Source organism: Arthrobacter hankyongi (assembly GCF_022012395.1).
GTDB lineage: Bacteria > Actinomycetota > Actinomycetes > Actinomycetales > Micrococcaceae > Crystallibacter > Crystallibacter hankyongi.
In genome coordinates this window covers 78,526-103,950 of the sequence record NZ_JAKLTQ010000001.1, presented here as the reverse complement: position 1 = coordinate 103,950, position 25,425 = coordinate 78,526, and the positions used below count along the sequence as shown (strand labels likewise).

The window sequence follows — 25,425 nt, the reverse complement described above, 5'->3', positions numbered from 1 at the left end:
ACCGTAGGATTGGATACTGATTCCTGCCGCCAACCCACCCAAGAAACGGATTCCAAGCGTGGTCCTTCGACTTTCCACCCTGTTCCTGCGCACCCTGCGTGAAGATCCCGTCGACGCGGAGGTGGCCAGCCACAAGCTGCTGGTCCGGGCCGGCTATATCCGCCGTGCCGCGCCGGGCATCTACTCCTGGCTGCCGATGGGCCTGCGCGTGCTGGGCAAGGTGGAGGCGATCATCCGCGAGGAAATGGCCGCCATCGGGGCCCAGGAGGTGCACTTCCCGGCGCTGCTGCCGAAGGAACCCTATGAGGCCACCAACCGCTGGACCGAATACGGTGAGGGCATTTTCCGGCTCAAGGACCGCAAGGGCGCGGACTACCTGCTGGCGCCCACGCACGAGGAAATGTTCACCCTGCTGGTGAAGGACCTGTACTCGTCCTACAAGGACTTGCCCGTGATGCTGTACCAGATCCAGACCAAGTACCGGGACGAAGCCCGGCCGCGGGCCGGGCTGCTGCGCGGACGCGAGTTCATCATGAAGGATTCCTACTCCTTCGATGTCGACGACGCCGGGCTGGACGCCAGCTACGCGGCCCACCGCGAGGCGTACCTGAAGATCTTCGACCGCCTGGGCCTGGAGGTCATCCCGGTCAAGGCCACCGCCGGCGCGATGGGCGGGTCCAAGAGCGAGGAGTTCCTGCATCCGACCGAGGTGGGCGAGGACACCTTCGTGCGCTCGGCCGGCGGGTACGCCGCCAATGTCGAGGCCGTGACCACGGTGGTGCCGGCGGAGATCGACTACACCGATGCCCCGGCGGCCGAGGTCAAGGACACCCCGGACACCCCGACCATCGACACCCTGGTCGAGGCAGCCAACCGGCTGGCCCCGCGGCCGGACCGGACCTGGACCGCCGCGGACACGCTCAAGAACGTGGTGCTGGCCGTGGACCTGCCCACCGGAGAGCGCCAGCTCGTGGTCATCGGTGTGCCGGGGGACCGTGCCGTGGACCTCAAGCGGGTGGAGGCGAACATCGCCGCCCACCTGCCGGTCGGCGGCGAACTGGGCATCGAGGCCGCCGGCGAGGAGGACCTGAAGAAGCACCCCGGCCTGGTCAAGGGCTACATCGGCCCGGGCGAGTCGGTGGACGCCGCGGTGCTGGGCAGCACCGGCAAGACCGGCCTGACCTACCTGGTGGACCCGCGGGTGGTTGCCGGCACCGCCTGGATCACCGGGGCCAATGTGGACGGCAAGCACGTTTTCGGCCTTGTCGCCGGCCGCGACTTCGGCTGGGACGGCGTGATCGAGGCGACCGAGGTGCGCGCCGGGGACGAGGCCCCGGACGGCTCCGGACCGCTGGAGGCTGCCCGCGGCATCGAAATGGGGCACATCTTCCAGCTCGGCCGCAAGTACGCCGAGGCCCTGGGCCTGCAGGTGCTGGATGCCAACGGCAAGCTGGCCACCGTCACCATGGGCTCCTACGGCGTGGGCGTCACCCGTGCGGTGGCGGCGCTGGCCGAATCCAACCATGACGACAAGGGTCTGGTCTGGCCGCGCAACGTCGCCCCGGCGGATGTGCACGTGGTGGCCACCGGCCGCGGCACGGAGATCTTCGACGCCGCCGCGAAGCTGGCCGGCGAGCTGGAAACCGCCGGGCTGGAGGTCATCTACGACGACCGTCCCAAGGTCTCCCCGGGCGTGAAGTTCGGTGATGCCGAGCTGCTCGGCGTCCCCACCATCGTGGTGGTCGGCCGCGGGCTGGCCGACGGCGTCGTCGAGGTCAAGGACCGTGCCACCGGCGAAGCGGAAAACGTGGCCCTGGATGCCGCCGTGGCCCACGTGGCCGCGCTGGCAGGGAAGTGATTTCCGGACTCGAGCACTTAGTGCCCGCCACGATCATCCTGGTGATCGTGGCGGGCTTTTGCGCCGGCTGGGTGGACGCGGTGGTGGGCGGCGGCGGCCTGATCCAGCTGCCCGCGCTGCTGCTGGTGCCGGGGATCAGCCCGGTGCAGGCCCTGGCGACCAACAAGATGGGCTCCATCTTCGGCACCACCACCAGCGCGGTGACCTACTCCCGCCGGGTGCACCCCGACCTGAAGACGGCGCTGCCGATGGCCGGGGTGGCACTGGCGGGCAGTTTCTGCGGGGCGATCGTGGCCACGTCGCTGCCCGCGGCGGTCTTCAAACCAGTGATCATCGCCGCCCTGGCCGCAGTCGCCATCTTCACCGCGCTGCACCCCACGGCCGGCACACTCACCCGGTTGCGCTACACCGGGGTCCGCCACTTCGGCGCCGCAGCCGGCATCGGGCTGGTGATTGGCTTCTACGACGGGCTGATCGGCCCGGGCACCGGTTCCTTCCTGGTGATCGCCATGGTGGGACTGCTGGGCTACAGCTTCCTGGCCGCCAGCGCCAAGGCCAAGATCGTCAACCTGGCCACCAACCTGGGTGCGCTGCTGTTCTTCCTGCCCCACGGTGCCGTGCTGTGGGGCCTGGGGCTGGTGCTGGGGGCAGCCAACATGGCCGGCGGCTATCTGGGCGCGCGGACGGCAATCAGCAAGGGCAGCAGGTTCGTGCGGATCGTCTTCCTGATGGTGGTGGCAGTCCTGATCCTCAAGCTTGGCTACGACGTGCTGCAGGAGAACCTGTCCGGTTCGTAAGCCCGCTCCGCAGCCGCGGTCAGGAGGCCGCCGGGGCCGGTCCGGTGGCAGCCGGCTCGGCCGCGGACCCGAGTCCGGGCGCCGCCGGGACATTTCCGGCAGTGTCGGCGATCCGGCCGACGGCGCCGAGCAGGTCCGCGCAGGCACGGGCACGCAGGTCCCCGGCGCTCAAGGCGACGAGGTCGGCGAGGCTGGCGGCCGCGCCGGTTTCGGCCTCCGCCAGCACCTGGCCCGGTGCGGTGGCCAGCCGGGCCGGCAGTTCATACGCGGCTTCGGCCGGTGGCAGCTGCACGCACAGGCTGCGGGATACCCCCGTCCAGGCCTCGATCAGGGCGCGGTGCTGCAGATAGCGTTTCCGTGCCTCCTCGCGGGCGGTGCCGGTCAGCCGCGGCAGCGCGGCTTCGTAAACGTAGGCGAGCTTGCGTTCGCTGACCACGACGCCGGCCAATGCGTCGCGGGTGGTGGGCCGGCCGGTCGGTGCGGCGGATTCGCTGGACGCCCCGCTGGGCGGGTCTCCAGGTTCGGTGCACGAGGCCGCCCAGGATCCACCCGGGTACTGCCACGGTTTAGGCAATTCTGCCGGGGTGCCGGTTTCGCGCTGCAGCAGCGCCGCCTGGGTGTAGTCCGCGGCGCCGATCGAGGCGAGCAGCCGGGCCAGGCCCGGTTCCACGTCCTGGGCGGTGCTGAGCAGGGACCGGGAGACGACGGCGAGCCGGCGGGTGGATTCGCCCAGGCCCACGCTGGCCGCCGCACCGCCCGGCGTGGCTGCGCCCGACGGTGTTGAGGCGCCCGACGGTGCTGAGGCGCCTGATGGCGTTGAGGCGTCCGACGGCGCCGATATGCCCGACGGCGCGGGGGTGGCTTGGTCCGGGGCCGGTCCGAGCAGCCGGGTCTGGCTGGCGAGCAGCGCGGCGGTGTCCGCCAGGATGTCCCCGCCGCGGGCCGCGGCCAGGACCTCGAAGTCGCCAGCCAGCGACTGCAGCTGCGCGGCGGCTTGAAGCCTGGCCTGTTCGGTGGTGTCCTGCGGACCGGAGCCCGCACCGGGCTTGGTGACGATCGTGCCGGTACCGACCACCAGCGCAGCGGCGAGCAGCAACAGGGCGGTCCGGCCGGCGGCCCGCGCGGCCCCGGTGGGTCGGCTGTCTTTTGCCCGCGGCGCTGCCCCCGGGCCCGCCTGTGGCCGGGTCCTCTGCCTTGCTCTCGAATTCACAACAGTCGATCATGTCACGGGCTCCGGTGCTTCCGCATCCGGACACCCGTGCCACGGCGGCACAGGATTGTCGCTAATGTAGTAGCTACATCTTTATCTAGCGGGAGGAAGCTATGGCGGATCGGCCCGATCATTCCGGCATGTTCAAATCCGGGAGGCCATCCGGTACCGAGATCCAGGCGGAAGCCGCCCGGCTGGAAGAATACCTGCGGCCCACGGTGGCTGCCAGCAATCTGTACCTTGAGGGCGTGGAAGTGCGCATCGCCGGTTCGCAGCGCACGCTGCACGTGACTGTGGACCTGCCCGAGGACCAGACCGGCGGGGTGAGCCTGGACCTGATCTCCGATGTCTCCCGGACCCTGTCCCTGGCCCTGGACGCCGATCCGGCGGACACCGGCCGGCCCTACGAGCTTGAAGTTTCCTCGCCCGGCGTGGGCCGGCCGCTGACCGAGCCGCGGCACTGGCGCCGCAACCTCGGCCGCAAGGTGAAGGTGCGCCTGCGGCAGGGCGACGACGTGACCGGCAGGGTGCTGTCCGTCACGGACGACGACGTGACCGTGCGCCCGGAACTGCCCGCCAAGAAGGGAACCAAGCCCAAGGCGGGGGACCCGCTGCGCTTGTCGTTCGACAACATCCGGTCGGGCAAAGTGGAAATAGAATTCACCCATTTGGACGAGGAACCGGCCGCAGCCGACGAACATGCTGCCGCAGCGGAACTTAAGAACGAGGAGGCCTGACATGGACATCGACATGAGCGCGCTGCGGTTGCTGGAACGCGAACGTGAGATTCCCCTGGACCTGCTCATTCCCACCATCGAGCAGGCCCTGCTGATGGCCTACCACAAGACTCCCGGCTCCATCCAGCAGGCCCGCGCCGAACTGGACCGCAAGAGCGGGCATGTGACCATCTGGGCCTCGGAAATCGACGAGGACGGGACCGTGGTGGGCGAATTCGACGACACGCCGAACGGTTTCGGCCGGATCGCCGCGTCCACTGCCCGCCAGATCATCCTGCAGCGCCTGCGCGATGCCGAGGACGACAATGTGCTCGGCGCATTCCGCGGCAAGGAGGGCGAACTGGTCTCGGGGCTGATCCAGCAGGGTCACAATCCCAACATGGTCCAGGTGGACCTGGGCACCGTGGAGGCGCTGCTGCCGCCGCCGGAACAGGTTCCGGGCGAGAACTACCGGCACGGCACCCGGCTGCGGGCCTATGTGGTGGATGTGCACCGCGGGATGAAGGGGCCCTCGATTACGCTCTCCCGCTCCCACCCGGGGCTGGTGCGCAAGCTTTTCGAGCTGGAGGTGCCCGAGATCGCGGACAACTCCGTGGAGATCGTGGCGCTGGCGCGCGAGGCCGGGCACCGTACCAAGATTGCGGTGCGTGCCAAGGTGCCCGGGCTCAATGCCAAGGGCGCCTGCATCGGTGAAATGGGTTCGCGCGTACGTGCCGTGATGACCGAACTGAACGACGAGAAGATCGACATCGTGGATTACAGCGAGGACCCGGCCAGTTTCATCGCCAATGCGCTCTCGCCCTCGCGGGTCACATCCGTGACCATCACGGACCCGGATGCCCGTTCTGCCCGCGTGGTGGTGCCGGATTACCAGCTGTCCCTGGCGATCGGCAAGGAAGGGCAGAACGCCCGGCTGGCCGCGAAGCTGACCGGCTGGCGGATCGATATTGTTTCCGATGCCGCGGCCGCCCGGAGTTGATCCGGGACACGGGATTCGGGCCGGTTCGTGGCCGGGGCGCTGGAGGCGGTAGAATAACTGTGGCCAACTTTCCCGACGCGCAGGAACCGGTCCGGCCTGCGGCACCGCCGCAGCGGACCTGCATTGGTTGCCGGCGCCGGGACAGCCAGGCCGATTTGCTGCGGCTGGTAGTCTCAGCGGCGGACGGCGTCAGCGCCGTCGTCGTGGACGAAGGCCGCCGACTGCCCGGCCGGGGCGCGTGGCTGCATCCCGATCCGGACTGCATGGCGTTGGCCGTAAAGCGGCGGGCGTTCGGCAGGGCCTTTCGGGCCAATGTCGACAGCCGGGCCGTGGAAGGCTACTTCCACGCACAATCAACATCCAACCTGAAAGCGGGTCAGAAAACCGATGGAAACCCGATGAGTGCCAAGCGATGAGCGCCCAACGATGACAAATCTGTTGTGCGTCGCCCACGGCCGGACTGTGGTGTGCCAAATGCACGCCGTACCTGGCCGCAGTAAGAATTAGACGGTTCGTACCCGGCAGGCCTGCCTCGGTGCGACCGAGACAGGAGAAATGTGGCCAAGGTCCGCGTACACGAGCTCGCCAAGGAGCTCGGTATTACCTCTAAAGACGCAGTTGCCAAACTGCAGGAGCTGGGCGAATTCGTCCGCTCTGCCTCGTCTACCATTGAAGCGCCCGTCGTGAAGAAGCTTCGCGACGCCTACCCCTCCGGCCAGTCCAAGTCCGCCGCGGCGCCCCAGGCTGCCCAGCGGCCGGCTCCGGCGGGGCCGAAGCCCGGCGCCCGACCCGCAGCTCCGGCAGCTTCCGCTCCGGTTGCACCGGCTCCGGAAGCCCCGGCAGCCTCCGCAACTCCGGCTGCACCGGCCCCCGCAGCTCCGGCTGCCCCCGCCCCGGCAGCTCCGGCTGCCGAAGCGAAGCCGGCTACTCCGGCACCGGCGAGGCCCGCTGCCGTGCAGGCTCCGGCCGCACCCTCCCCGGCCAGGCCCGCTGCTGCGCCGGCCAAGCCGGGCTCGGCCGCGCCCCGTCCCGGTGGCCAGGCGCCCCGTCCGGGCGGTCCCCGTCCGGGCAACAACCCCTTCGCAACGTCCCAGGGCATGCCCCGTTCGGGCCGCGGCGACGGCGACCGGGCACCGCGTCCGGGCAACAACCCCTTCGCCTCGTCCCAGGGCATGCCCCGTCCGGGTGGATCCCGCGACGGCGGCCCGCGCCCCGGTGTTCCGGGCCAGGGCGGTCCGCGTCCGGCTGCAGGCCAGGGCGGTCCGCGTCCGGCTGCAGGCCAGGGCGGTCCCCGTCCCGGCGCGCCGCGTCCGGGTGCCCCGCGTCCCGGCGCTCCGCGACCGGCGGCCGCACGGCCGGGTGGTCCGCGCCCGAATCCGGGCATGATGCCTAACCGCACCGAGCGTCCCGCTCCGGCCGGACGCCCCGGCGCTCCCGGACGTCCGGGCGGCGCAGGCCGGCCCGGCGGCGCACCCGGTGCCGGCGGCGGTGCTCCCGCCGGCGGTGGCTTCGGCAAGGGCGGCCGCGGTCGCGGCGGTACCCAGGGTGCCTTCGGCAAGGGAGGCGCCGGCCGCGGCAAGCAGCGCAAGTCCAAGCGCGCCAAGCGCCAGGAACTGGAGCAGATGAGCGCACCGTCGCTGGGCGGCGTGAGCGTTCCCCGCGGTGACGGCAACACCGTCATCCGGCTGCGCCGCGGCTCGTCCATCACGGACTTCGCGGACAAGATCGAGGCCAACCCGGCCGCGCTGGTCACCGTGCTGTTCCACCTGGGCGAAATGGCCACTGCCACCCAGTCCCTGGACGAGGACACCTTCCAGCTCCTCGGCGAGGAACTGGGCTACAAGATCCAGGTTGTCTCGCCGGAGGACGAGGAGCGCGAGCTGCTTGACTCCTTCGACATCGACCTGGAGGCCGAACTCGAGGCCGAGGGCGACGCTGAGCTGGAGAAGCGTCCCGCCGTGGTCACGGTCATGGGCCACGTCGACCACGGTAAGACCCGCCTGCTGGACGCCATCCGCAACTCCAATGTTGTCGAGGGCGAGCACGGCGGCATTACCCAGCACATCGGTGCCTACCAGATCGGTTTCGAGCACGACAACCGGCAGCGCAGGATCACCTTCATCGATACCCCGGGCCACGAGGCGTTCACCGCCATGCGTGCCCGTGGCGCCAAGGTCACGGACATCGCCATCCTGGTGGTGGCCGCGGACGACGGCGTGATGCCGCAGACGGTCGAGGCGCTGAACCACGCCCAGGCCGCGGGTGTGCCGATCGTGGTGGCCGTGAACAAGATCGACAAGGAAGGCGCCAACCCGGACAAGATCCGCGGCCAGCTGACCGAGTACGGCCTGGTTCCGGAAGAGTACGGCGGCGACACGATGTTCGTGGACGTCTCCGCACGCCAGCACCAGAACATCGACGAGCTGCTCTCGGCGGTGCTGCTGACTGCCGACGCCGCCCTCGACCTGCGGGCCAATCCGAACAAGGACGCCCGCGGTATCGCCATCGAAGCGAACCTGGACAAGGGCCGCGGCGCCGTGGCCACGGTGCTGGTGCAGTCCGGCACCCTGCACGTCGGGGACGCCATCGTCGCCGGTGTCGCCCACGGCCGTGTCCGTGCCATGTTCGATGAGAACGGCGAAACCGTTGAGGCCGCCGAGCCGTCGCGTCCGGTGCAGGTCCTGGGCCTGTCCACCGTGCCGCGGGCCGGCGATACCTTCCTGGTGACCGACGATGAGCGCACCGCCCGGCAGATTGCCGAAAAGCGCGAAGCTGCCGACCGCAACGCGGCCCTGGCCAAGCGCCGCAAGCGGATCAGCCTCGAGGACTTCGACAAGGCCGTGGCCGAGGGCAAGGTGGACACGCTCAACCTCATCCTCAAGGGCGACGTGTCCGGTGCCGTCGAAGCGCTGGAGGACTCGCTGCTCAAGATCGACGTCGGCGAGGATGTCCAGCTGCGCGTCATCCACCGCGGTGTCGGTGCGATCACCCAGAACGACGTCAACCTGGCGACCGTGGACAACGCGATCATCATCGGCTTCAACGTCAAGCCGGCCGAGCGGGTGGCCGAACTGGCCGACCGCGAAGGCGTTGACATGCGCTTCTACTCGGTCATCTACGCCGCCATCGATGACATCGAACTGGCGCTGAAGGGCATGCTGAAGCCGGAGTACGAGGAAGCGCAGCTCGGTACCGCCGAGGTCCGCGAAATCTTCCGGTCGTCCAAGTTCGGAAACATCGCCGGTTCCATCGTGCGCTCGGGCACCATCCGCCGTAACTCCAAGGCGCGTGTCAGCCGCGACGGCAACATCATCGGTGAGAACCTCACCGTCGAGTCGCTCAAGCGGTTCAAGGACGACGCGACCGAGGTCCGCGAGGGCTTCGAGTGCGGCATCGGCCTCGGTTCGTTCAACGACCTGAGGGAAGGCGACATGATCGAAACCTACGAGATGCGCGAGAAGCCGCGCGTCTAACGATCGGGGTTACATCCCCCGCTGAATAGCGACGGCGGCGGGCGGCCTGCGTACGGCAGCCGCCCGCCGCCGTCGTGCCCGGCAGCACCGGGACTGGTAATTTTGCAAGCAAGGAACCACGAAGGAGGGGTCATGGCAGATCCGGCACGTGCCGCACGACTGGCACAGCGCATCAAGGTGGTCGTCGCCCAGGCACTGGGCAAGCGGGTCAAGGATCCGCGGGTGGACGCCATCACGATCACCGACGCCCGCGTCACCAATGACCTGCAGCACGCCACCGTCTACTACACGGTCATGGGTGACGAGCAGGCCCAGCAGGGTGCCGGCGCGGCCCTGGAGAAGGCCAAGGGCGTGCTGCGCAGCGAGGTTGGCCGCAACATCACGGTGCGCCTGACCCCGACCCTGGAATTCGTCCCGGACCAGATCCCGGTCAACGCCAGCCACCTCGAGGAGCTGCTGCGCAAGGCCAAGGCCCGGGATGCCGAGGTGGCCGCCCTGGCCCAGGGCGCAACCTTCGCCGGCGAGGCGGACCCCTACAAGGCCGCTGAGGATGCCGAAGACCTCAAGGACGAAGACCTCGACGACGAAGACGATGAGGACGTTGCCGGCGGCGAGGATGCGGATGAGCACCGCTGAGCTGTCCGGATCCGGCTCGATTCCGCCGGAGGCGGCCGGATACCTGGCCCAGGCCGTGGCCCTGGCCGTGCAGAACGTCGGCAGCGCCGGCGGCCCGTTTGGGGCGCTCGTGGTGGCTCCGGACGGCCGGGTGTTCGAAGGCACCAACCGGGTCACCGCCAGCAACGATCCGACCGCGCACGCGGAAGTGGTGGCCATCCGCACGGCCTGCACCGGGCTGGAGAGCTTCGACCTGACCGGCTGCGTGCTCTACAGCAGCTGCGAGCCCTGCCCGCTGTGCCTCTCCGCGGCGCTGTGGGCGCGGCTGGACCGCATCTACTTTGCGGCGGACCGGCATGCCGCCGCCGCGGCGGGCTTCGACGACGCCGCGTTCTACGAGTACATCCATTCCTACTCCGGTGCAGCGGCCGGATCGGACCTGCTGCCGGTGGAGCAGGTCCTGGTCCCCGAGTCCGTGGAGCCGTTCCGCAGCTGGGCTGCGCTGGATACCCGCACCGACTACTGACCCTCGGCACTGAGGCCGCGCCGTCCCGGCCCGCGCGGCCGGGACGGCCCGGCCCACACCATATACTGAATGGCGTGGATTCTGGGCAAACGTCGGGACGGACTGCGGTCCAGGGGCAATCGGGACTGATCATCGTTGACAAGCCGCAGGGGTGGACCAGCCATGATGTGGTGGGCCGGCTGCGGCGGCTGGCCGGTACCCGGAAGGTCGGCCACGCCGGAACCCTGGATCCGATGGCCACCGGCGTACTCGTCGTGGGCATCAACCGCGCCACCCGGCTGCTGACCTACATCGTCGGCACCGCCAAGACCTATACCGCCACGATCAGGCTCGGCCAGTCCACCATCACCGACGATGCCGAGGGCGAGGTCCTCACCGAGACCATTGCCGCCGCGGTGACCGAGGAAGCCATCCGCAACGGTGCCGCCACCCTGACCGGCGAGATCAGCCAGGTGCCCAGCAGCGTCTCGGCGATCAAGATCAACGGCCAGCGTTCCTACGCCCGGGTCCGGTCCGGGCAGGCGGTCGAGCTGCAGGCTCGGCCGGTGACCGTAAGCCGCTTCGACATCCATGACATCCGCCGTGAGCGCGGCGGCAAGCTGCTGGACGTGGACGTGACGGTGGAATGTTCGTCCGGCACTTACGTGCGCGCGCTGGCCCGCGACCTGGGCGCTGCCTTGGGCGTGGGCGGCCACCTGACGGCGCTGCGCCGCACACGCGTGGGTCCGTTCGGTCTTGAGGCCGCTGCCACACTGGACGAACTGGCCGCGGAGCTGACCGTGCTCGAGCTCGACGACGCCGCCCGCGCCCTGTTCCCGGTGCGCGAGCTGGACGCGGCCGAGGCCCTGGAACTGTCCCACGGCCGGCGGATCGCGGCGGGGGAGCCCGCCGCGCCGGGGACCCCGCCGACGGCGGCCTTCGCTCCGGACGGCCGGCTCGTGGCGCTGCTGGAGAACCGTGGGGCCCAGGCCCGGCCGCTGCTCGTATTCGCCCCGGGGCAGGAAGCCGGCAACGCCCGGTGATCGTGGACGGATTCTTTATTACCGGCGCGGTCATCACCCTCGTTTCCACGCTGGTCTGCGTGGTGGCGGCCCTGATCCGGCAACCGCCGAACGACATCACCATTCTGTCGGTGGCCGCCGTCGAGCTGTTCCTGCTGGTCTATGGCGTGGCCGCCGTCTTCCGCCAGCTTGGCGGGGAGGCCATCGCCGGCGAGACCTGGGAATTCTGGGGCTACTGGCTGACCGCCCTGCTGGTGCCGGTCGCTGCATTCTGGTGGGCAATCCTCGAACGCAGCCGGTGGAGCAACCTGGTTCTTGGCGCGGCGGGCCTGACGGTCTTCGTCATGCTCTACCGGATGGAGCAGATCTGGGACGGCGCTCTGCCGGTATGAGTAAAGGAAACACAAAGAAGGCGATGCAGATGCACACAGACCACCACGGCGGATCCGGGACCCTCCCGGCCGCCGGCTCCGAAACCGCTACCGTGTCCAAGGCCAGCGGGCCGGGACGGCTGTTGGTAGCGGTCTACGGGGTATTCGCGCTCTCGGCGTCGGCCCGTGCCGGCTACCAGATTGCCACCAAGTTCTCCGAAGCGCCGCTGGCGTACCTGCTGTCCGCGCTGGCCGCGGCGGTCTACATCGTGGCCACCGTGGCCCTGGCCAAATCCGGCCCCCGCGCCTACTGGATCTCCGTGGCTGCGGTCAGCGTGGAACTGGCCGGCGTGCTGGCCGTGGGCCTGCTCAGCCTGTTGGATCCGGCCGCCCTGCCACACGACACGGTCTGGTCCGGCTTCGGCAAGGGCTACGGCTATGTGCCGCTGATCCTGCCGCTGCTGGGTCTGTGGTGGCTCTGGCGCTACCGGCGCCGGATCCGACCAGCCTAACGGCCGCCGAACAGCCCGCCCAGCAGTCCGCCGAGGTCCACGCCGCCGGCGGTACCACCGGCGGTACCGCCGGCTGAACCCTGCTGGAGCCCGCCGAGGAGGCCGCCGAGCAGCCCGCCCAGGTCCGGTCCGCCGGTGCCTGCGGCCTGGGCGTCCGGGGCTCCGCCGGCACCGAAGCGTTTGGCCAGATAGGCCATCACGATCGGAGCCAGGATCGGCAGCACCTTGCGCACCATGCCGCCGAGGTCGAAGTCCGGGGGAGTAGCTGCATTCAGCTGGGAAACCAGCGTCTCCTGCCGGTCACCGAGGACGTGGTCGACGATCTTGGATCCGTCGGAGGTGTCCACGGCCGCCGCGTCGACGCCGCCGTCGAGCAGGTTGTTCCGGTGCTGCGCCAGGGCCCCCTGCAGCGCCGCGGCGCCGTCCGGGCTTTGGGCATTGTGCTGCAGCCCGGCCAGCAGCGACGGCAGTGCGGCCTGGATGACCTGCTGTGCAGTCGCCTTGTCCGTGCCGAGCAGGCCGGCAATCTGCTCGACCGGCAACTGCGCGGTGATATCGTCCAGTTCCGACATGCTAGGCCTCCTGTGGTGCCTGCCCGATGGGTGGATTCCAGCATCCTAGCCCCGCCCGCGGTGCCCCGACAGGGCCATGTTGTCCCGTGGCACCGCGCAGATCGTCCATAATGGAAAGCGGCATGCGGGATTTCCCGGGAGCAACCACAGACCACAAAGGACCAAAGGAGCGCGCCGTGCACTACTGGAATGACCTGGCCGAAGTACCGTCCGGCTACGGTCCGTCCGTGGTGACTTTGGGCAACTTCGACGGCGTGCACCGCGGCCACCAGCGCGTGCTGGAGACGCTGGTGGATACCGCTGCGCGGCACGATGCCCAGGCGGTGGTGATCTCCTTCGACCCGCATCCGGCGCAGGTGCACCGTCCGCAGACCGCCCCGCCGCAGATCATGGGGCTCCAGGACCGCATCGAGGCCCTGGCCGAAACCGGCATCGACGGACTGCTGATGATGCACTACACCCTGGAGTTGGCCAGCAACACGCCGGAGGAATTCGTTCGTACCGTCCTGGTCGAAGCGCTCGGAGCCAGCGCCGTCGTCATCGGCCACGACGTACGCTTCGGCAAGGACAACTCAGGCGACCTGGCTACCATGCAGGAGTTGGGCGAGCACTTCGGCTTCGCCGTGTACGTGATCGAGGAATACGGTTCGGACCAGCCCGATGCCCCGGACATCATGTTCGGGGACCGCCGCTGCTCCTCCACCTGGGTCCGCGAGGCCCTGCTGGAGGGCGATGTCGCCACCGCCGCCCAGGTGCTGGGCCGGCTGCACCGGATCCGCGGCGAGGTGGTCCACGGGGATGCGCGCGGCCGGGATCTGGGCTTTCCCACGGCAAATCTGTCGCCGCATGCTTCGGGCCTGGTGCCGGCCGACGGCGTGTACGCCGGCTGGCTCATCGATGCCGCCGGCCAGCGCTGGCCGGCGGCGATTTCGGTGGGCTCGAACCCGACCTTCACCGGTGCCAGCCGCCGGGTGGAGGCCCATGTGATGGACCGGCCCGCCGAGGCCGTGGAGGATTTCAACCTCTACGGGCAGACCGTCGTGGTGGAATTCGTCGCCCGCCTGCGGGGCATGGTCGCCTATGCGGGGCTCGACGCCCTGACTGCCCAGATGGCCCTGGACGTGGCCCAGGCCCGGGCCCTGCTTTCGACAGAGTAAGGCCGGGCAAGGTAGACTTGAGCCCAAATTTGGCTGCGGTCCGTGGCGGCTGAATTTCTTTGCGCCCGCACGCAGTTTCCCGGTTCCGCCGGCTTGATCCTGTCCCGCGGGTGCCAAATACCCGGCAGCGAAGTGTTGTTCGGGCCTCACGGCACAACTTCTAGGAGTTACTGTGGCATTGGACGCCGCTGTCAAGCAGGAAATCATCAAGGCTTACGCCACCCACGAGGGCGACACGGGATCTCCCGAGGTGCAGATCGCAGTTCTGTCCCGCCGCATCGCGGACCTGACGGAGCACCTGAAGATGCACAAGCACGATCACCACACCCGCCGCGGCCTGATGGCCCTGGTCGGCCGTCGTCGTCGTATGCTCAGCTACCTGCATGACACTGACATCAACCGCTACCGTACGCTCATCGAGCGTCTCGGCCTGCGCCGCTAGCAGGAACCGGAGGCGGCATCCGCACGGATGCCGCCTCCGCTCCTGTGGCCCCCGTCCGCGTGGGGCGGCAGGCACAACTCAATAACCGAATAACAGGGGTGGCCGGCACCGCGGCATTCGCGGTCCTCGGTAGTGGTTTACGGGAGCATCGAGCCCGTGGGCCTCGATCGAAGACCGGGTGTTGTACAGGCACTTCAGGCCTGGGCTGGTGCTGGCGCCTCCTGATCAATCAGGAAATGGAGGTGGCTCTCTTGGAGGGTCCCGAAATTCAGTTCTCCGAGGCCGTGATCGACAACGGCCGTTACGGCCAGCGTGTGGTCCGGTTCGAAACCGGCCGGCTGGCACAGCAGGCCGCCGGTGCGGCGATGGTCTACATCGACGAAGACACCGCACTGCTCTCCGCCACCACCGCGGGCAAGTCCCCGCGCGAAGGCTTCGACTTCTTCCCGCTGACGGTGGACGTCGAAGAGCGCATGTACGCGGCCGGCCGCATCCCGGGCTCGTTCTTCCGCCGCGAAGGCCGGCCCTCCACCGAGGCCATCCTGGCTTGCCGCCTGATGGACCGCCCGCTGCGCCCGGCCTTCGTCAAGGGCCTGCGCAACGAGGTCCAGATCGTCGTCACCGTGCTGGCGATCAACCCGGACGTGCTGTATGACGTCGTGGCGATCAACGCTTCGTCGATGTCGACCCAGCTCAGCGGCCTGCCGTTCTCCGGCCCGATCGGCGGTGTCCGCGTGGCGCTGGTGGATGAAGGAAACGGCGCCCAGTGGGTGGCCTTCCCGAAGCACTCCGAGCTTGAGAACGCCGTGTTCAGCATGGTGGTCGCCGGCCGTATTGCCGGCGATGATGTCGCGATCATGATGGTCGAGGCCGAAGCTACGGACAACGCCTGGACCCTGATCAAGGAACGCGGCGCCACTGCCCCGACCGAAGAGGTCGTGGCCGAGGGCCTGGAGGCGGCCAAGCCGTTCATCCGCGCGCTGTGCGAAGCCCAGTCGGACCTGGCCGCCCGTGCGGCGAAGCCGACGGTCGAATTCCCGGTCTTCAAGGACTACGAGGACGACGTCTTCGCCGCGGTCGAGGCGGACGCTGCCGGCCGGCTGGCCGAGATCTTCTCGATCGCCGACAAGCAGGCCCGCAACGACGCCGCCGACGAGTTCAAGGCCGAGGTGCTCGGCAAGCTCGCAGGCACGGAGGAAGCCGCCTTCGCCGGGCGCGAGAAGGAAGTTTCCGCAGCCTTCAACGCCGTGACCAAGCAGGTAGTCCGCCAGCGGATCCTCAAGGACCAGGTCCGCATCGACGGCCGCGGCCTGACGGACATCCGCAAGCTGACCGCCGAGGTCGAGGTGCTCCCGCGCGTGCACGGCTCGGCCATCTTCGAGCGCGGCGAGACCCAGATCATGGGCGTGACGACCCTGAACATGCTCAAGATGGAGCAGCAGATCGACTCGCTCTCGCCGGTCACCCGCAAGCGCTACATGCACAACTACAACTTCCCGCCGTACTCCACCGGCGAGACCGGCCGCGTCGGTTCCCCGAAGCGCCGCGAAATCGGCCATGGCGCCCTCGCCGAGCGCGCCCTGGTGCCGGTGCTGCCCAGCCGGGAAGAGTTCCCGTACGCCATCCGCCAGGTCTCCGAAGCACTCGGGTCCAACGGCTCCACCTCGATGGGCTCGGTCTGCGCCTCCACGCTGTCGCTGCTCAACGCGGGCGTTCCGCTGAAGGCGCCGGTGGCCGGTATCGCCATGGGCCTGGTCTCGGACCAGGTCGACGGCGAGACCCGCTACGCTGCCCTGACCGACATCCTCGGCGCCGAGGATGCCTACGGCGACATGGACTTCAAGGTGGCAGGCACCTCCGAGTTCGTGACCGCGATCCAGCTGGATACCAAGCTGGACGGCATCCCGGCCTCCGTGCTGGCGGCGGCCCTGAAGCAGGCCCGCGAGGCGCGGCTGCACATCCTCGGCGTGATCAACGCGGCAATCGACACCCCGGACGAGCTCTCCGAGTTCGCCCCGCGGATCATTTCCGTGAAGATCCCGGTGGACAAGATCGGCGAGGTCATCGGCCCCAAGGGCAAGATGATCAACCAGATCCAGGAAGACACCGGTGCGGATATCTCGATCGAGGACGATGGCACCGTGCTGATCGGCGCGACCGACGGCGCCTCGGCCGAGGCTGCCCGGGCTGCGGTGAACGCGATTGCCAACCCGCAGATCCCCGAGGTGGGCGAGCGCTACCTCGGCACGGTCGTCAAGACCACCACCTTCGGTGCCTTCGTGTCCCTGACCCCGGGCAAGGACGGCCTGCTGCACATCTCCGAGCTGCGTAAGCTCGCCGGCGGCAAGCGCGTGGACAACGTGGACGACGTGGTCTCCGTCGGCCAGAAGGTCCAGGTCGAAATCACCAAGATCGACGACCGCGGCAAGCTCTCGCTGGCCCCGGTGGTCGCCGAGGAAGCCGCCGAGGGCGGAACGGCCCCGGCGGAAGCCGCGGCAGCAGCCGAGTAGGTATGGCCGCCGTCGACCTGCCGCTGGCCGGCAGCCTAAGGAATACTGGTTCCAGCGATGGGATCGGCGGCACGGACCCGACACTCGTCCACGGCGAACCGGGCGGCGCCATTGTGCGCCGCTCGGTTCTGCCGGGAGGAGTCCGGGTCCTGACCGAGGCCATGCCCGGCCAGCGGTCGGCGACAATCGGTTTCTGGGTCGCCGTCGGCTCCCGGGACGAAGCCGATGGCCAGCAGGGCTCGACCCACTTCCTTGAGCACCTGCTGTTCAAGGGCACTAGGCGGCGCACAGCCATGCAGATCGCTTCGGCGTTCGACGAGGTCGGCGGCGAATCCAACGCCGCCACCGCGAAGGAAAGCACCTGCTACTACGCACGGGTGCTGGATTCGGACCTGCCGATGGCCATTGACGTCATCGCCGACATGGTGACCTCCGCCGTGCTGGATCCGCAGGAGCTGGAGCAGGAACGCGCCGTCATCCTGGAAGAAATCGCCATGGACAGCGACGATCCGGCCGACGTCTGCCACGAGATGTTCGTGGCGGCGGTGCTCTCCGACCATCCGCTCGGGCGGCCGATCGGGGGGACCCCGGAGGCCATCCAGGCGGTACCGCGCGAGGCTGTCTGGGACCATTACCAGCGCTATTACCGTCCCGAGGAACTCGTGGTCACCGCCGCCGGCGGGCTGGACCACGACGCGGTCTGCCGGCAGGTGCTCGAGGCACTGAACCGCGCCGGCTGGGACCTTCAGGAGGGCCGGCACCCGGTGCCGCGCCGCTCCACCGGTCTGGCGCAGATCACCTCGCAGCCGGGCATCCACGTCTTCCGCCGGCCGGTGGAACAGGCCAACATCGTGATGGGCTGCCAGGGCATCGTGGCCACCGACGAACGGCGCTTCGTGATGAGCGTGCTCAATGCGGTGCTCGGCGGGGGGATGTCCTCACGGCTGTTCCAGGAGGTGCGCGAGAAGCGCGGCCTGGTCTACTCGACCTACTCCTTCTCCGGCGCTTACGCCGATGCCGGCTACTTCGGCATGTACGCCGGCTGCTCGCCGTCGAAAACCAAGCAGGTCATCGGGCTGCTCGGGGCGGAACTGGACAAGCTGGCCGCGGAGGGGATCAGCGACGAGGAACTGCGCAAGGCCGTCGGCCAGCTCTCCGGCGGAATCGTGCTGTCCCTGGAGGACAGCGGATCGCGGATGTCGCGGCTGGGCCGGGCCGAACTGGTCTCCGGGGAATTCCTGGACGCGGACGAATCGCTGTCCCGGATCCGCGCCGTCACGGCCGGGCAGGTGCAGGAACTGGCTGCCGAACTGGCAGGCGCACCGCGGACCGTGACGGTGGTGGGTCCGTTCGACCGTCCGTCGGATTTTGGCATGTAAGGCCTCCTGACGCGAACCCGCCTGCTGCGCCATACTTGGAGCAGTTCAGCGGGGGCCTCAGGAGGCTGTGCCATGACGGATGCCAAGCCGGACCCGGGACGTCGGGCCATCCTCGGCGGCCTGCTTGCCGCCGCCGCGCTGGCTGGCTGCACCGCGAAAGGGCAGCAGCCTGCCGCTACCGTCATCCCGGCCGCAATCCGGCCCCGAACCTCCGGCGCACTGCCCGTCCGCTCCGGGGAGCGGTCTGCGTTCAGCTACGTGGCGGAAAACAGGCTTCGCGGCATCGGCCGCCGTTCGGTGCCGACCCGCTGGACCAGCGACGACCGGCTGTCGGGCTTTCTGGGCCAGCATGCCTCCACGGCACGTCAGCGGAAGATCCAGCTCTACGTCAGTTCCACCATGGGCAGCGTACGCATCATGGCCTTCCGGCTGGGGGACTATGCCGGTGCGGGCCAGCGGCTGGTCTGGAGTTCGGGTCCGGTGGCCGTTCGGCCGCAGACGCCCTTCGACGTCGATCCGGTGACCCGGATGGTCTCCTGCGACTGGGACGTGGCTACCGAGATCGACACGGCGGCGTGGCCGGAGGGTTTCTACTACCTGGTGCTCGCCGCAGCCGGTTCCGCGGAGCACCTGATCCCGCTGGTGGTGGAATCCGGTTCGCTCCGGGGAAAGGCCGTGGTGGTCCTGAACGACCTCACCATGCAGGCCTACAACCATTGGGGCGGCCACTCCCTCTACGCCGGGGCGCACGCCCGGTTCCTGGACCGCTCCTACAAGGTCACCTTCGACCGTCCGTACCAGAACTTTCGCGAGCTGGACAAGTACAATTCGCCGCTGATCCGGGCCGCAGAAGCGATCGGGGACAACCGGATTTCCCTGGGCTACACTACGGAGGCCAGGCTGACGCGCCAACCCGGGCTGCTGGCGGGCGCGCATGCGCTGCTGTTCTCCGGCCACACCGAATATTGGCCGGCCGCCCTGCGCCGCACGGTGGAGGGCGCGCGGGACCGGGGGACCAACGTGGTGTTCTTCGGCGCGAACAGTGTCTACTGGCGCGTCCGGACCGAACCGTCCCGGCTGGGTCCGGAACGGGTTCTCGTCTGCTACAAGGACTGGAACCGCGACCTGGATCCGGTGCGGTACCGCCATCCGGAGCTCGATACCACCATCTGGCGCGAGGGGAGCCGCCCGGAGCCGGAAAGCACCCTGACCGGGGCCATGTACGACGACGTCCGCGTGTCCGGCGCCTTCACCGTCAGTGATCCCGGGTTCTTCGCCTTCCACGGGACCGGGGTATCCCGGGGGGACAGGTTTCCGGGGCTGGTGGGCGGCGAAGTGGATCGGGTCCTGAAGCAGTTCAGGGACCCGTCGGACCTGCACGTCTTCGCGCATTCCCCGGCCGCCGGGCGGGTCTACGCACACGGATGGGCGGACTCGACCGCCTACCTGGCCGCCTCGGGGGCCGGGGTCATCGACATGGCGTCGCTGAACTGGCTGAAGGCGCAGCGGAACAGGAAGGTGCCGTTGCGTTCGCGCCGCTTCGCCATCCGGGTCACCCAGAACATCATCCGCGCGGTTTCTGCCGGCCCCCTTGGCACGCAGTACCGTTTCTGAAACCGTGTCCTGCGAAGCTACGGCACGCTGGACCTAACCGGACCTAGCCGCCGGCGAAGGGCGGCAGGATATCGATGACGTCCCGGTCCTCAAGCACCGCCGCATGGTCCTTGAGGGCCGTCTCGTTGCGCAGGAAGCTGCTGCGCGCCAGCACCGCCGGCAGCGCCGGAGCCCCCGCCGCGGCCGGGACCGGATGCTCGCGCGCCAGCAGTTCCAGCACCTGGGCCAAGGTGCCGCCGTCGGGCAGCGGCAGTGCCTGTTCCTCGACGCCGGTGGCCGCTTTGGCCGCGCCGAAATACCTGATGATCATTTAGCCTCCGATCGCGCTCATGGTGCGGTCCGGCTGGACATAGTCCGCGTCCCCCAGCCCGGTATGGTCCATTCCGTGGGCACGGGGCTTGGCCCACATCGCTTCCCGCCAGCGCTCGGCAACGGCGCCGTCGGCAGCCCCACCGCGCAGCAGGGCGCGCAGATCCGTTTCCTCGTGCGAGAACAGGCAGGAGCGCACCCGGCCCTCGGCCGTGACGCGGGTGCGCCGGCAGTCGGCGCAGAACGGCTCGGTGACCGAGGCGATGATCCCCACCGTGCCGGCCGGTGCCGTCCCGGCGGCCCCCGACCGCCGCACCTGCCAGCGTTCGGCGGGGGCGCCGTCGCGCCGGCGCGGATCCGGCGAGAGCTCGAAGCCGCCCGCCTCCAGCATGGCGCGGATCTCCGCGGCGGTGACCATGTTGTCCCGGGTCCAGCCGTGGTCCGCGTCCAGCGGCATCTGCTCGATGAACCGCAGCTCGTAGCCGCGGTCCAGTGACCAGTCCAGCAGCCGGGGCGCTTCGAGGTCGTTGATACCGCGCATCAGCACGGCATTGATCTTCACCGGGCCCAGACCGGCGTCGTCGGCGGCGTCAAGGCCGGTCAGTACGCGGTCCAGGAACGGCCGCCGGGTGAGCTGGGCGAAGGTCTGCGCGTGCAGCGAGTCCAGCGACACGTTGATCCGGGTCAGGCCCGCCTGCTTGAGCGCGCCTGCCTGCTTGTCCAGGCCCAGGCCGTTGGTGGTCAGCGAGACCGGCAGGTCCGGGTGGTTGCGGCGCACCCCGGCGATGATGTCCACCAGACCCGCCCGCACCAGCGGCTCGCCGCCGGTTAACCGCAGTTCGCGAACGCCCAGCAGATCCACGCCAATGCGCACCAGGCGGATGATCTCCGCGTCGGTGAGCACCTGCTCCTTCGCCAGCCAGTCCAGACCGCCGGCCGGCATGCAGTAGGTGCAGCGCAGGTTGCATTTGTCCGTCAGCGAGATCCGCAGATCAGTGGCGGTACGGCCGAACCGGTCCGGCAGGCCCGGCAGCTCCGGCGGGGCGGGCCGGGCAATCTTCGGCAAGCCCAGATTAACGCTCATGTTTCCACGGTACGTTAGTGGGGCAAGCCGTGCTTCCCCAGCGCCGGTTGCCAGCCGCATATTAATCGGTGCGGGCGCCGGGCCCCGGTCCTCTAGGATGGCTGCGGAACCCCGATCCGAGACCTTCAGGAGCCAGAGCGTGCGCAGAGCCGTGTCCGACCACCGGAATCAGGTCCTCGAGTTGGTGCGCGGCGCCTGGCAGCGCCGCCTGGCCGGAGCCGGCGCGGTCCAGACGGTGTCGCTTGCCGGCGCCGTGCAGCGGGTGCTCGCCAGCGATATTGCCGCCCCGGTGAGCCTGCCGCCGTTCGCCAACTCACAAATGGACGGCTACGCCGTCATCAGCGGCGCCACCGGATCTGCAGGCGCCACCGGATCCACAGTGGAGTTCGACGTCGCCCCGCCGGTGCCGGCCGGCCGGGCGGCCGGGCAGCTGCCGCCCGGCTGCGCCGTACCGGTGATGACCGGGGCCATGCTGCCGGCCGGGGCGGATGCCGTCGTGCCCGTGGAACAGGCCGTGCCGGACAGCTTCGCCCCCTTCGAACCGGGCCGGAGGGTGGCGCTGCCGGCGAATGTCCCGGCCGGACAGTTCGTGCGCGCCGCCGGCAGCGACATCGAAGCCGGCGCCCTGGCGCTGCCGGCCGGAACGGTGCTCAAGGCCGCCCAGCTGGGCCTGCTCGCCGCGCTGGGCATCGCCGAGGTGCCGGTGCTGCCGCGGCTGCGGGTGCTGCTGCTGAGCACCGGCGACGAGGTGGTGGCGCCCGGCGGCACCCTGGGTCCGGGGCAAATCTATGATGCCAACACCACGCTGCTCTCGGCCGCCCTGGCCGAGGCCGGCTGTGAGGTAGTCAGCGGCAGGATCCTGGCCGATGCGCCGGAACCGTTCGCCCGGGCGCTGGCAGCGGACCTGGACCGGTTCGTCCCGGATCTGGTGCTCAGTACCGGCGGCATCAGCAAGGGTGCCTTCGAGGTGGTCAAACAGGCCCTGGCCGGGGACGGGACCGTCCGCGCGGCGGTGGACTTCGTCTCGGTCGCGATGCAGCCCGGCGGCCCCCAGGGCATCGGGTCAGTGCTCGGCACCGCCTTCCTGGGCTTCCCCGGCAATCCGGTGAGCTGCCTGGTGTCCTTCGAGATGTTCCTGCGCCCGGTCCTTAGCACGGTGCTGGCCGTGCCGGCGCCGCGGACCGTGCTCAACGTACCGCTGCGGCTGCCGGCCGGCGGGACCCTCGACTCGCCGGCGGGAATCCACCAGGTGCGCCGCGGCTGGTACAACGGCGCCGCGGTGCTTCCCATGGGCGGGCCGGGCTCGCATCTGGTCCATGCGCTGGCCCGGTCCAACGCCCTGATCCAGCTGCCCGAGGATCTGATCCGCCGTGAGGCCGGGCAGAACGTGGAAATATGGCTTCTATGAGCGAACAGGACCACAGCAACGAGACCCTCACCCACGTCCGGGCCGACGGCACCGCCCACATGGTGGACGTCAGCGCGAAGGCCGAGACCACCCGCGAGGCGACCGCGCAGGCGGTGCTGGAAACCCGGCCCGAGGTCGTGGCGCTGCTGGTGGCCGGGAACCTGCCCAAGGGGGACGCGCTGGCGGTGTCCCGGGTGGCCGGCATCATGGCGGCCAAGGCCACGCCGCAGCTGATCCCGCTGTGCCACCCGTTGCCGTTGAGCAAGGTCACGGTGGATTTCCACCCCGGCGAAGCCAGCGTGCGGATCGAGGCGACGGTCAAAACCCGTTCCGTCACCGGCGTCGAAATGGAGGCGCTGACCGCCGCCTCGGTGGCCGCCCTGAGCCTGTATGACATGGTCAAGGCCGTGGACAAGCACGCGGTGATCAGCGACATCAAGGTCCTGGGCAAATCCGGTGGCAAGAGCGGGGACTGGCAGCTGTGACCGCCCGGCGCACGGCCAGCGTGCTGATTGCCTCCACCCGGGCGGCCACTGGAGCCTACGAGGACCAGAGCGCGCCGGTGATCAGCAAGTGGCTCACCGGACATGGCTTCGACACCAGCCAGTCGCTGGTGGTGCCCGACGGCGAGCCGGTGGGGGCTGCCCTGCGGGCGCTGCTGCTGCTGGACCCCCGGGTCATCATCACCAGCGGCGGTACCGGCCTGAGCCACGACGACCTGACTCCGGAAATGACCAGGCCGCTGCTCGAGCGCAAGCTGCCCGGCGTCATGCAGGCCATCCGCTCCGCCGGGCTGGCCGACACGCCGTACGCCGCGCTCTCGCGCGGGTACGCGGGTACCGCCGGACGCACCTTCATCGTGAACCTGCCCGGTTCGCCGCGCGGGGTGGCGGACGCGCTCGCTGTGCTGGACCCGATTATCGGCCACATCTGCGACCAACTGGAGGGGAGCCATGGGCACTGAGACAGGTACTGAAACCGGCGCCGCGGCAGAAGCCGGACCCGGCGTCGTCGTGTTCGCCGGCATCAGCGCGGATCCGATCGACACCGCCGCCGCCTGGGCTGCGGTGGAAACGGCGGCCACCGGCGCCGTCGTCACCTTTGGCGGGATCGTGCGCGACCACGACGGCGGCCGCGGCGTCACCCGGCTGGGCTACAGCGCCCATCCCAGTGCCGGCCGGCGGATGGGCGAACTGGCCGCGGAGGTCGCCGCGCGGCATCCGGGCACCCGGTTGTGGGCGGCGCACCGCATCGGCGAACTGGCGGTGGGGGACCACGCGCTGGTGGCGGCCGCCGCGTCGGCGCATCGGGGCGAAGCCTTCGAAGCCTGCCGCGACCTGGTCGAGGCCATCAAGCACGGCATACCGGTGTGGAAGGAACAGCACTTCAGCGACGGCGGCAGCGAGTGGGTGGGCAGCGCCTGAACCGGCCGGCGGCAATCTGACGATAACCTAGAGGGCATGACCCCACCACTGAAAGTCGCCGTTCTGGGCTCCCACGGCCGCATGGGCGCGGAAGCCGTGAAGGCTGTCACCGCCGCCGAAGATCTGGACCTCGTTGCCGCGCTGGGCCGCGGCGATTCGCTGCAGGACGTGCTCGACGCCGGTGCCACGCACGTGGTGGACCTGACCGTACCGGCCAGCACCGAAGCGAACGTCCGCTTCGCCGTCGAGCACGGACTGCACGCCGTCGTGGGCACCACCGGCTGGGACGAGGACCGCCGTGCCGCGCTGTCCGGCCTGCTGGCCGAACACCCGGGGACCGGCGTGCTGATTGCGCCGAACTTCGCCCTGGGTTCGGTGCTGGCTTCGGCCTTTGCCGCCAAGGCCGCCCGGTACTTCGAATCGGTGGAGATCATCGAGCTGCACCATCCGGACAAGGTGGACGCGCCGTCGGGCACCGCGGTGCGCACCGCGCAGCTGGTCTCCGCCGCGCGCGCGGCGGCCGGTGTGCCGGCCGGCCCGGACGCCACTGAGCAGTGCCTCGACGGCGCCCGCGGCGCCGACGTCGACGGCGTGCGAGTGCACAGCGTCCGGCTGCGCGGGCTGGTGGCGCATCAGGAAGTGCTGCTCGGCGGGCCCGGCGAGCAGCTGACCATCCGGCATGACTCCTACGACCGTGCCTCCTTTATGCCCGGGGTGCTGCTGGGCCTGCGCTCGGTGGCCGCGCACCCGGGACTGACCTACGGCCTCGACGGCTATCTCGACCTCAATGGCTGACCACGCACAGACCAACCCCGCAGAGCATGTGTCCTGGTATTCCCGGCATGGCAGCAAGATCTGGGTCGGGGTGATCATCGCCTTGCTGGCCGGCTATCTGGCGGTGACCCTGCAGCGGGCCTGGCTGATGCTCAGCGAGCCGTCGCTGGCCGCCAAGGGGCTGGGCGTCGCCTTGGTGCTGCTGCCGATGGTCGGAGCCTGGGCGCTGGGGCGCGAAATCATCTTCGGCAGCCGGATGTCCAAGCTGGCGAAGATCCTGGAGGCCGAGGGCGGCCTGCCGGTGGACAACCTGCCGCGCACCCCCGCCGGGCGCATCGTACGCGAGGCCGCGGATGCGGAGTTCCTCAAGTACAAGGCCGAGGCGGAGGCGGCACCGGGGGACTGGCGCAGCTGGTTCCGGCTCTCCTGCGCTTACGACGCCGCGTCGGACCGCAAGCGGGCCCGGGAGTCGATGCGCCGGGCGATTGCGCTGTACCGGTCGCCGGAGGCTGCCGGCTAGCATGCCGCGCGCCGATTGGGCAGCACCCTTGGGAAGTTTCATCGAGTATTCACGGGGAAGATCCCTGTTGGTGGATTGCGGACGTTAATCGTTTACTCGGCGGCCGGACAGTATCCCTGCCGCACACGATCCTCGTGGGCCCTGCGGTCTCAC

The 25,425-nt window shown here is 69.5% G+C and carries 26 protein-coding genes; 22 read left to right on the top strand and 4 right to left on the bottom strand.

Going from position 1 to position 25,425, the window contains the following annotated elements; all coding sequences use genetic code 11:
* Positions 1-58 precede the first annotated feature (58 nt).
* Both LVY72_RS00475 and LVY72_RS00470 read left to right on the top strand, forming a co-directional pair.
* A complete protein-coding gene (locus LVY72_RS00475; protein WP_237817489.1) occupies positions 59-1,858 on the top strand; it encodes a proline--tRNA ligase in 1,800 nt (599 codons plus the stop codon).
* Positions 1,855-2,655, top strand: a complete 801-nt coding sequence (locus tag LVY72_RS00470) for a sulfite exporter TauE/SafE family protein (protein WP_237817488.1) — start codon at positions 1,855-1,857, stop codon at positions 2,653-2,655. The genes LVY72_RS00475 and LVY72_RS00470 overlap by 4 nt, the downstream gene beginning before the upstream one ends.
* 19 nt (positions 2,656-2,674) lie before the next feature.
* On the opposite strand, the gene LVY72_RS00465 is transcribed toward LVY72_RS00470, so the two are convergent.
* Positions 2,675-3,751, bottom strand: coding sequence for a DUF4439 domain-containing protein (locus LVY72_RS00465; protein WP_237817487.1), 1,077 nt, complete (start codon positions 3,749-3,751; stop codon positions 2,675-2,677).
* 254 nt (positions 3,752-4,005) lie between these two features.
* Between LVY72_RS00465 and rimP the strand changes: the two genes are divergently transcribed.
* The 9 genes from rimP to LVY72_RS00420 all read left to right on the top strand — a co-directional run bounded on the left by rimP (position 4,006) and on the right by LVY72_RS00420 (position 12,079).
* On the top strand, positions 4,006-4,602 hold the full coding sequence (rimP, locus tag LVY72_RS00460) for a ribosome maturation factor RimP (RefSeq protein ID WP_237817486.1): 597 nt from the start codon (positions 4,006-4,008) through the stop codon (positions 4,600-4,602).
* A gap of 1 nt (position 4,603) precedes the next feature.
* Positions 4,604-5,581 carry a transcription termination factor NusA gene (gene nusA / locus LVY72_RS00455; RefSeq protein WP_237817485.1) on the top strand — a complete coding sequence of 326 codons (978 nt, stop codon included), beginning with the start codon at positions 4,604-4,606 and terminating at the stop codon, positions 5,579-5,581.
* A gap of 59 nt (positions 5,582-5,640) precedes the next feature.
* Positions 5,641-5,997 carry a YlxR family protein gene (locus LVY72_RS00450; RefSeq protein ID WP_237817484.1) on the top strand — a complete coding sequence of 119 codons (357 nt, stop codon included), beginning with the start codon at positions 5,641-5,643 and terminating at the stop codon, positions 5,995-5,997.
* 141 nt (positions 5,998-6,138) lie between these two features.
* A complete protein-coding gene (infB, locus tag LVY72_RS00445) occupies positions 6,139-9,054 on the top strand; it encodes a translation initiation factor IF-2 (RefSeq protein ID WP_237817483.1) in 2,916 nt (971 codons plus the stop codon).
* A 132-nt stretch (positions 9,055-9,186) separates the two neighbouring features.
* Positions 9,187-9,690, top strand: coding sequence for a 30S ribosome-binding factor RbfA (gene rbfA / locus LVY72_RS00440; protein WP_237817482.1), 504 nt, complete (start codon positions 9,187-9,189; stop codon positions 9,688-9,690).
* Entirely contained in the window at positions 9,677-10,195 is a 519-nt protein-coding gene (locus tag LVY72_RS00435) for a nucleoside deaminase (RefSeq protein ID WP_237817481.1), read from the top strand. The genes rbfA and LVY72_RS00435 overlap by 14 nt, the downstream gene beginning before the upstream one ends.
* Positions 10,196-10,269: 74 nt before the next feature.
* On the top strand, positions 10,270-11,217 hold the full coding sequence (gene truB / locus LVY72_RS00430; RefSeq protein WP_237817480.1) for a tRNA pseudouridine(55) synthase TruB: 948 nt from the start codon (positions 10,270-10,272) through the stop codon (positions 11,215-11,217).
* Entirely contained in the window at positions 11,214-11,588 is a 375-nt protein-coding gene (locus tag LVY72_RS00425) for a hypothetical protein (RefSeq protein WP_237817479.1), read from the top strand. Before truB ends, LVY72_RS00425 begins: the two co-directional genes overlap by 4 nt.
* 29 nt (positions 11,589-11,617) lie before the next feature.
* Entirely contained in the window at positions 11,618-12,079 is a 462-nt protein-coding gene (locus tag LVY72_RS00420; RefSeq protein WP_237817478.1) for a hypothetical protein, read from the top strand.
* Here the strand turns inward: LVY72_RS00420 and LVY72_RS00415 are convergent.
* Positions 12,076-12,651: a DUF937 domain-containing protein gene (locus LVY72_RS00415; protein WP_237817477.1), complete on the bottom strand. Its 576-nt coding sequence runs from the start codon at positions 12,649-12,651 to the stop codon at positions 12,076-12,078. The two genes, LVY72_RS00420 and LVY72_RS00415, sit on opposite strands and share 4 nt — an antisense overlap.
* 122 nt (positions 12,652-12,773) lie before the next feature.
* On the opposite strand from LVY72_RS00415, the gene LVY72_RS00410 reads away from it, so the two are divergent.
* The 5 genes from LVY72_RS00410 to LVY72_RS00390 all read left to right on the top strand — a co-directional run bounded on the left by LVY72_RS00410 (position 12,774) and on the right by LVY72_RS00390 (position 19,753).
* Entirely contained in the window at positions 12,774-13,808 is a 1,035-nt protein-coding gene (locus LVY72_RS00410) for a bifunctional riboflavin kinase/FAD synthetase (protein WP_237817476.1), read from the top strand.
* A gap of 172 nt (positions 13,809-13,980) precedes the next feature.
* Entirely contained in the window at positions 13,981-14,250 is a 270-nt protein-coding gene (rpsO, locus tag LVY72_RS00405; protein WP_237817475.1) for a 30S ribosomal protein S15, read from the top strand.
* 251 nt (positions 14,251-14,501) lie between these two features.
* Complete coding sequence (locus LVY72_RS00400) at positions 14,502-16,760, top strand: polyribonucleotide nucleotidyltransferase (RefSeq protein ID WP_237818145.1); 2,259 nt, start codon at positions 14,502-14,504, stop codon at positions 16,758-16,760.
* Positions 16,761-16,762: 2 nt separating this feature from the next.
* On the top strand, positions 16,763-18,139 hold the full coding sequence (locus tag LVY72_RS00395) for a M16 family metallopeptidase (protein ID WP_237817474.1): 1,377 nt from the start codon (positions 16,763-16,765) through the stop codon (positions 18,137-18,139).
* A gap of 72 nt (positions 18,140-18,211) precedes the next feature.
* A complete protein-coding gene (locus tag LVY72_RS00390) occupies positions 18,212-19,753 on the top strand; it encodes a N,N-dimethylformamidase beta subunit family domain-containing protein (protein WP_237817473.1) in 1,542 nt (513 codons plus the stop codon).
* A 43-nt stretch (positions 19,754-19,796) separates the two neighbouring features.
* Here LVY72_RS00390 and LVY72_RS00385 read toward each other — a convergent pair whose 3' ends face one another.
* Both LVY72_RS00385 and moaA read right to left on the bottom strand, forming a co-directional pair.
* A complete protein-coding gene (locus LVY72_RS00385; protein WP_237817472.1) occupies positions 19,797-20,063 on the bottom strand; it encodes a MoaD/ThiS family protein in 267 nt (88 codons plus the stop codon).
* The gene (gene moaA / locus LVY72_RS00380; protein WP_237817471.1) at positions 20,064-21,146 is read right to left on the bottom strand and encodes a GTP 3',8-cyclase MoaA; all 1,083 of its coding nucleotides are present in this window, start codon (positions 21,144-21,146) and stop codon (positions 20,064-20,066) included.
* 139 nt (positions 21,147-21,285) lie between these two features.
* Between moaA and LVY72_RS00375 the strand changes: the two genes are divergently transcribed.
* From LVY72_RS00375 to LVY72_RS00350, 6 genes are read left to right on the top strand one after another with little or no spacing between them, the layout of a single operon-like run.
* Entirely contained in the window at positions 21,286-22,554 is a 1,269-nt protein-coding gene (locus tag LVY72_RS00375) for a molybdopterin molybdotransferase MoeA (RefSeq protein ID WP_237817470.1), read from the top strand.
* Positions 22,551-23,039: a cyclic pyranopterin monophosphate synthase MoaC gene (moaC, locus tag LVY72_RS00370; protein ID WP_372463660.1), complete on the top strand. Its 489-nt coding sequence runs from the start codon at positions 22,551-22,553 to the stop codon at positions 23,037-23,039. The genes LVY72_RS00375 and moaC overlap by 4 nt, the downstream gene beginning before the upstream one ends.
* The gene (locus LVY72_RS00365) at positions 23,036-23,518 is read left to right on the top strand and encodes a MogA/MoaB family molybdenum cofactor biosynthesis protein (RefSeq protein WP_237817468.1); all 483 of its coding nucleotides are present in this window, start codon (positions 23,036-23,038) and stop codon (positions 23,516-23,518) included. Before moaC ends, LVY72_RS00365 begins: the two co-directional genes overlap by 4 nt.
* Positions 23,508-23,978, top strand: a complete 471-nt coding sequence (locus LVY72_RS00360; protein WP_237817467.1) for a molybdenum cofactor biosynthesis protein MoaE — start codon at positions 23,508-23,510, stop codon at positions 23,976-23,978. The genes LVY72_RS00365 and LVY72_RS00360 overlap by 11 nt, the downstream gene beginning before the upstream one ends.
* Positions 23,979-24,014: 36 nt before the next feature.
* Positions 24,015-24,773: a 4-hydroxy-tetrahydrodipicolinate reductase gene (dapB, locus tag LVY72_RS00355; protein WP_237817466.1), complete on the top strand. Its 759-nt coding sequence runs from the start codon at positions 24,015-24,017 to the stop codon at positions 24,771-24,773.
* On the top strand, positions 24,766-25,272 hold the full coding sequence (locus tag LVY72_RS00350) for a hypothetical protein (protein ID WP_237817465.1): 507 nt from the start codon (positions 24,766-24,768) through the stop codon (positions 25,270-25,272). Before dapB ends, LVY72_RS00350 begins: the two co-directional genes overlap by 8 nt.
* Positions 25,273-25,425 lie beyond the last annotated feature (153 nt).

Bases quoted from the DNA above. Each gene is read 5' to 3' on its own strand.
- LVY72_RS00420 (WP_237817478.1), top strand. From the start codon at position 11,618: ATGCACACAGACCACCACGGCGGATCCGGGACCCTCCCGGCCGCCGGC.
- LVY72_RS00435 (WP_237817481.1), top strand. From the start codon at position 9,677: ATGAGCACCGCTGAGCTGTCCGGATCCGGCTCGATTCCGCCGGAGGCG.
- LVY72_RS00390 (WP_237817473.1), top strand. From the start codon at position 18,212: ATGACGGATGCCAAGCCGGACCCGGGACGTCGGGCCATCCTCGGCGGC.
- LVY72_RS00415 (WP_237817477.1), bottom strand. From the start codon at position 12,651: ATGTCGGAACTGGACGATATCACCGCGCAGTTGCCGGTCGAGCAGATT.
- LVY72_RS00395 (WP_237817474.1), top strand. From the start codon at position 16,763: ATGGCCGCCGTCGACCTGCCGCTGGCCGGCAGCCTAAGGAATACTGGT.
- rbfA (WP_237817482.1), top strand. From the start codon at position 9,187: ATGGCAGATCCGGCACGTGCCGCACGACTGGCACAGCGCATCAAGGTG.
- dapB (WP_237817466.1), top strand. From the start codon at position 24,015: ATGACCCCACCACTGAAAGTCGCCGTTCTGGGCTCCCACGGCCGCATG.
- moaA (WP_237817471.1), bottom strand. From the start codon at position 21,146: ATGAGCGTTAATCTGGGCTTGCCGAAGATTGCCCGGCCCGCCCCGCCG.
- rimP (WP_237817486.1), top strand. From the start codon at position 4,006: ATGTTCAAATCCGGGAGGCCATCCGGTACCGAGATCCAGGCGGAAGCC.
- LVY72_RS00350 (WP_237817465.1), top strand. From the start codon at position 24,766: ATGGCTGACCACGCACAGACCAACCCCGCAGAGCATGTGTCCTGGTAT.
- moaC (WP_372463660.1), top strand. From the start codon at position 22,551: ATGAGCGAACAGGACCACAGCAACGAGACCCTCACCCACGTCCGGGCC.
- LVY72_RS00385 (WP_237817472.1), bottom strand. From the start codon at position 20,063: ATGATCATCAGGTATTTCGGCGCGGCCAAAGCGGCCACCGGCGTCGAG.
- nusA (WP_237817485.1), top strand. From the start codon at position 4,604: ATGGACATCGACATGAGCGCGCTGCGGTTGCTGGAACGCGAACGTGAG.
- LVY72_RS00410 (WP_237817476.1), top strand. From the start codon at position 12,774: ATGCGGGATTTCCCGGGAGCAACCACAGACCACAAAGGACCAAAGGAG.
- LVY72_RS00360 (WP_237817467.1), top strand. From the start codon at position 23,508: ATGGGCACTGAGACAGGTACTGAAACCGGCGCCGCGGCAGAAGCCGGA.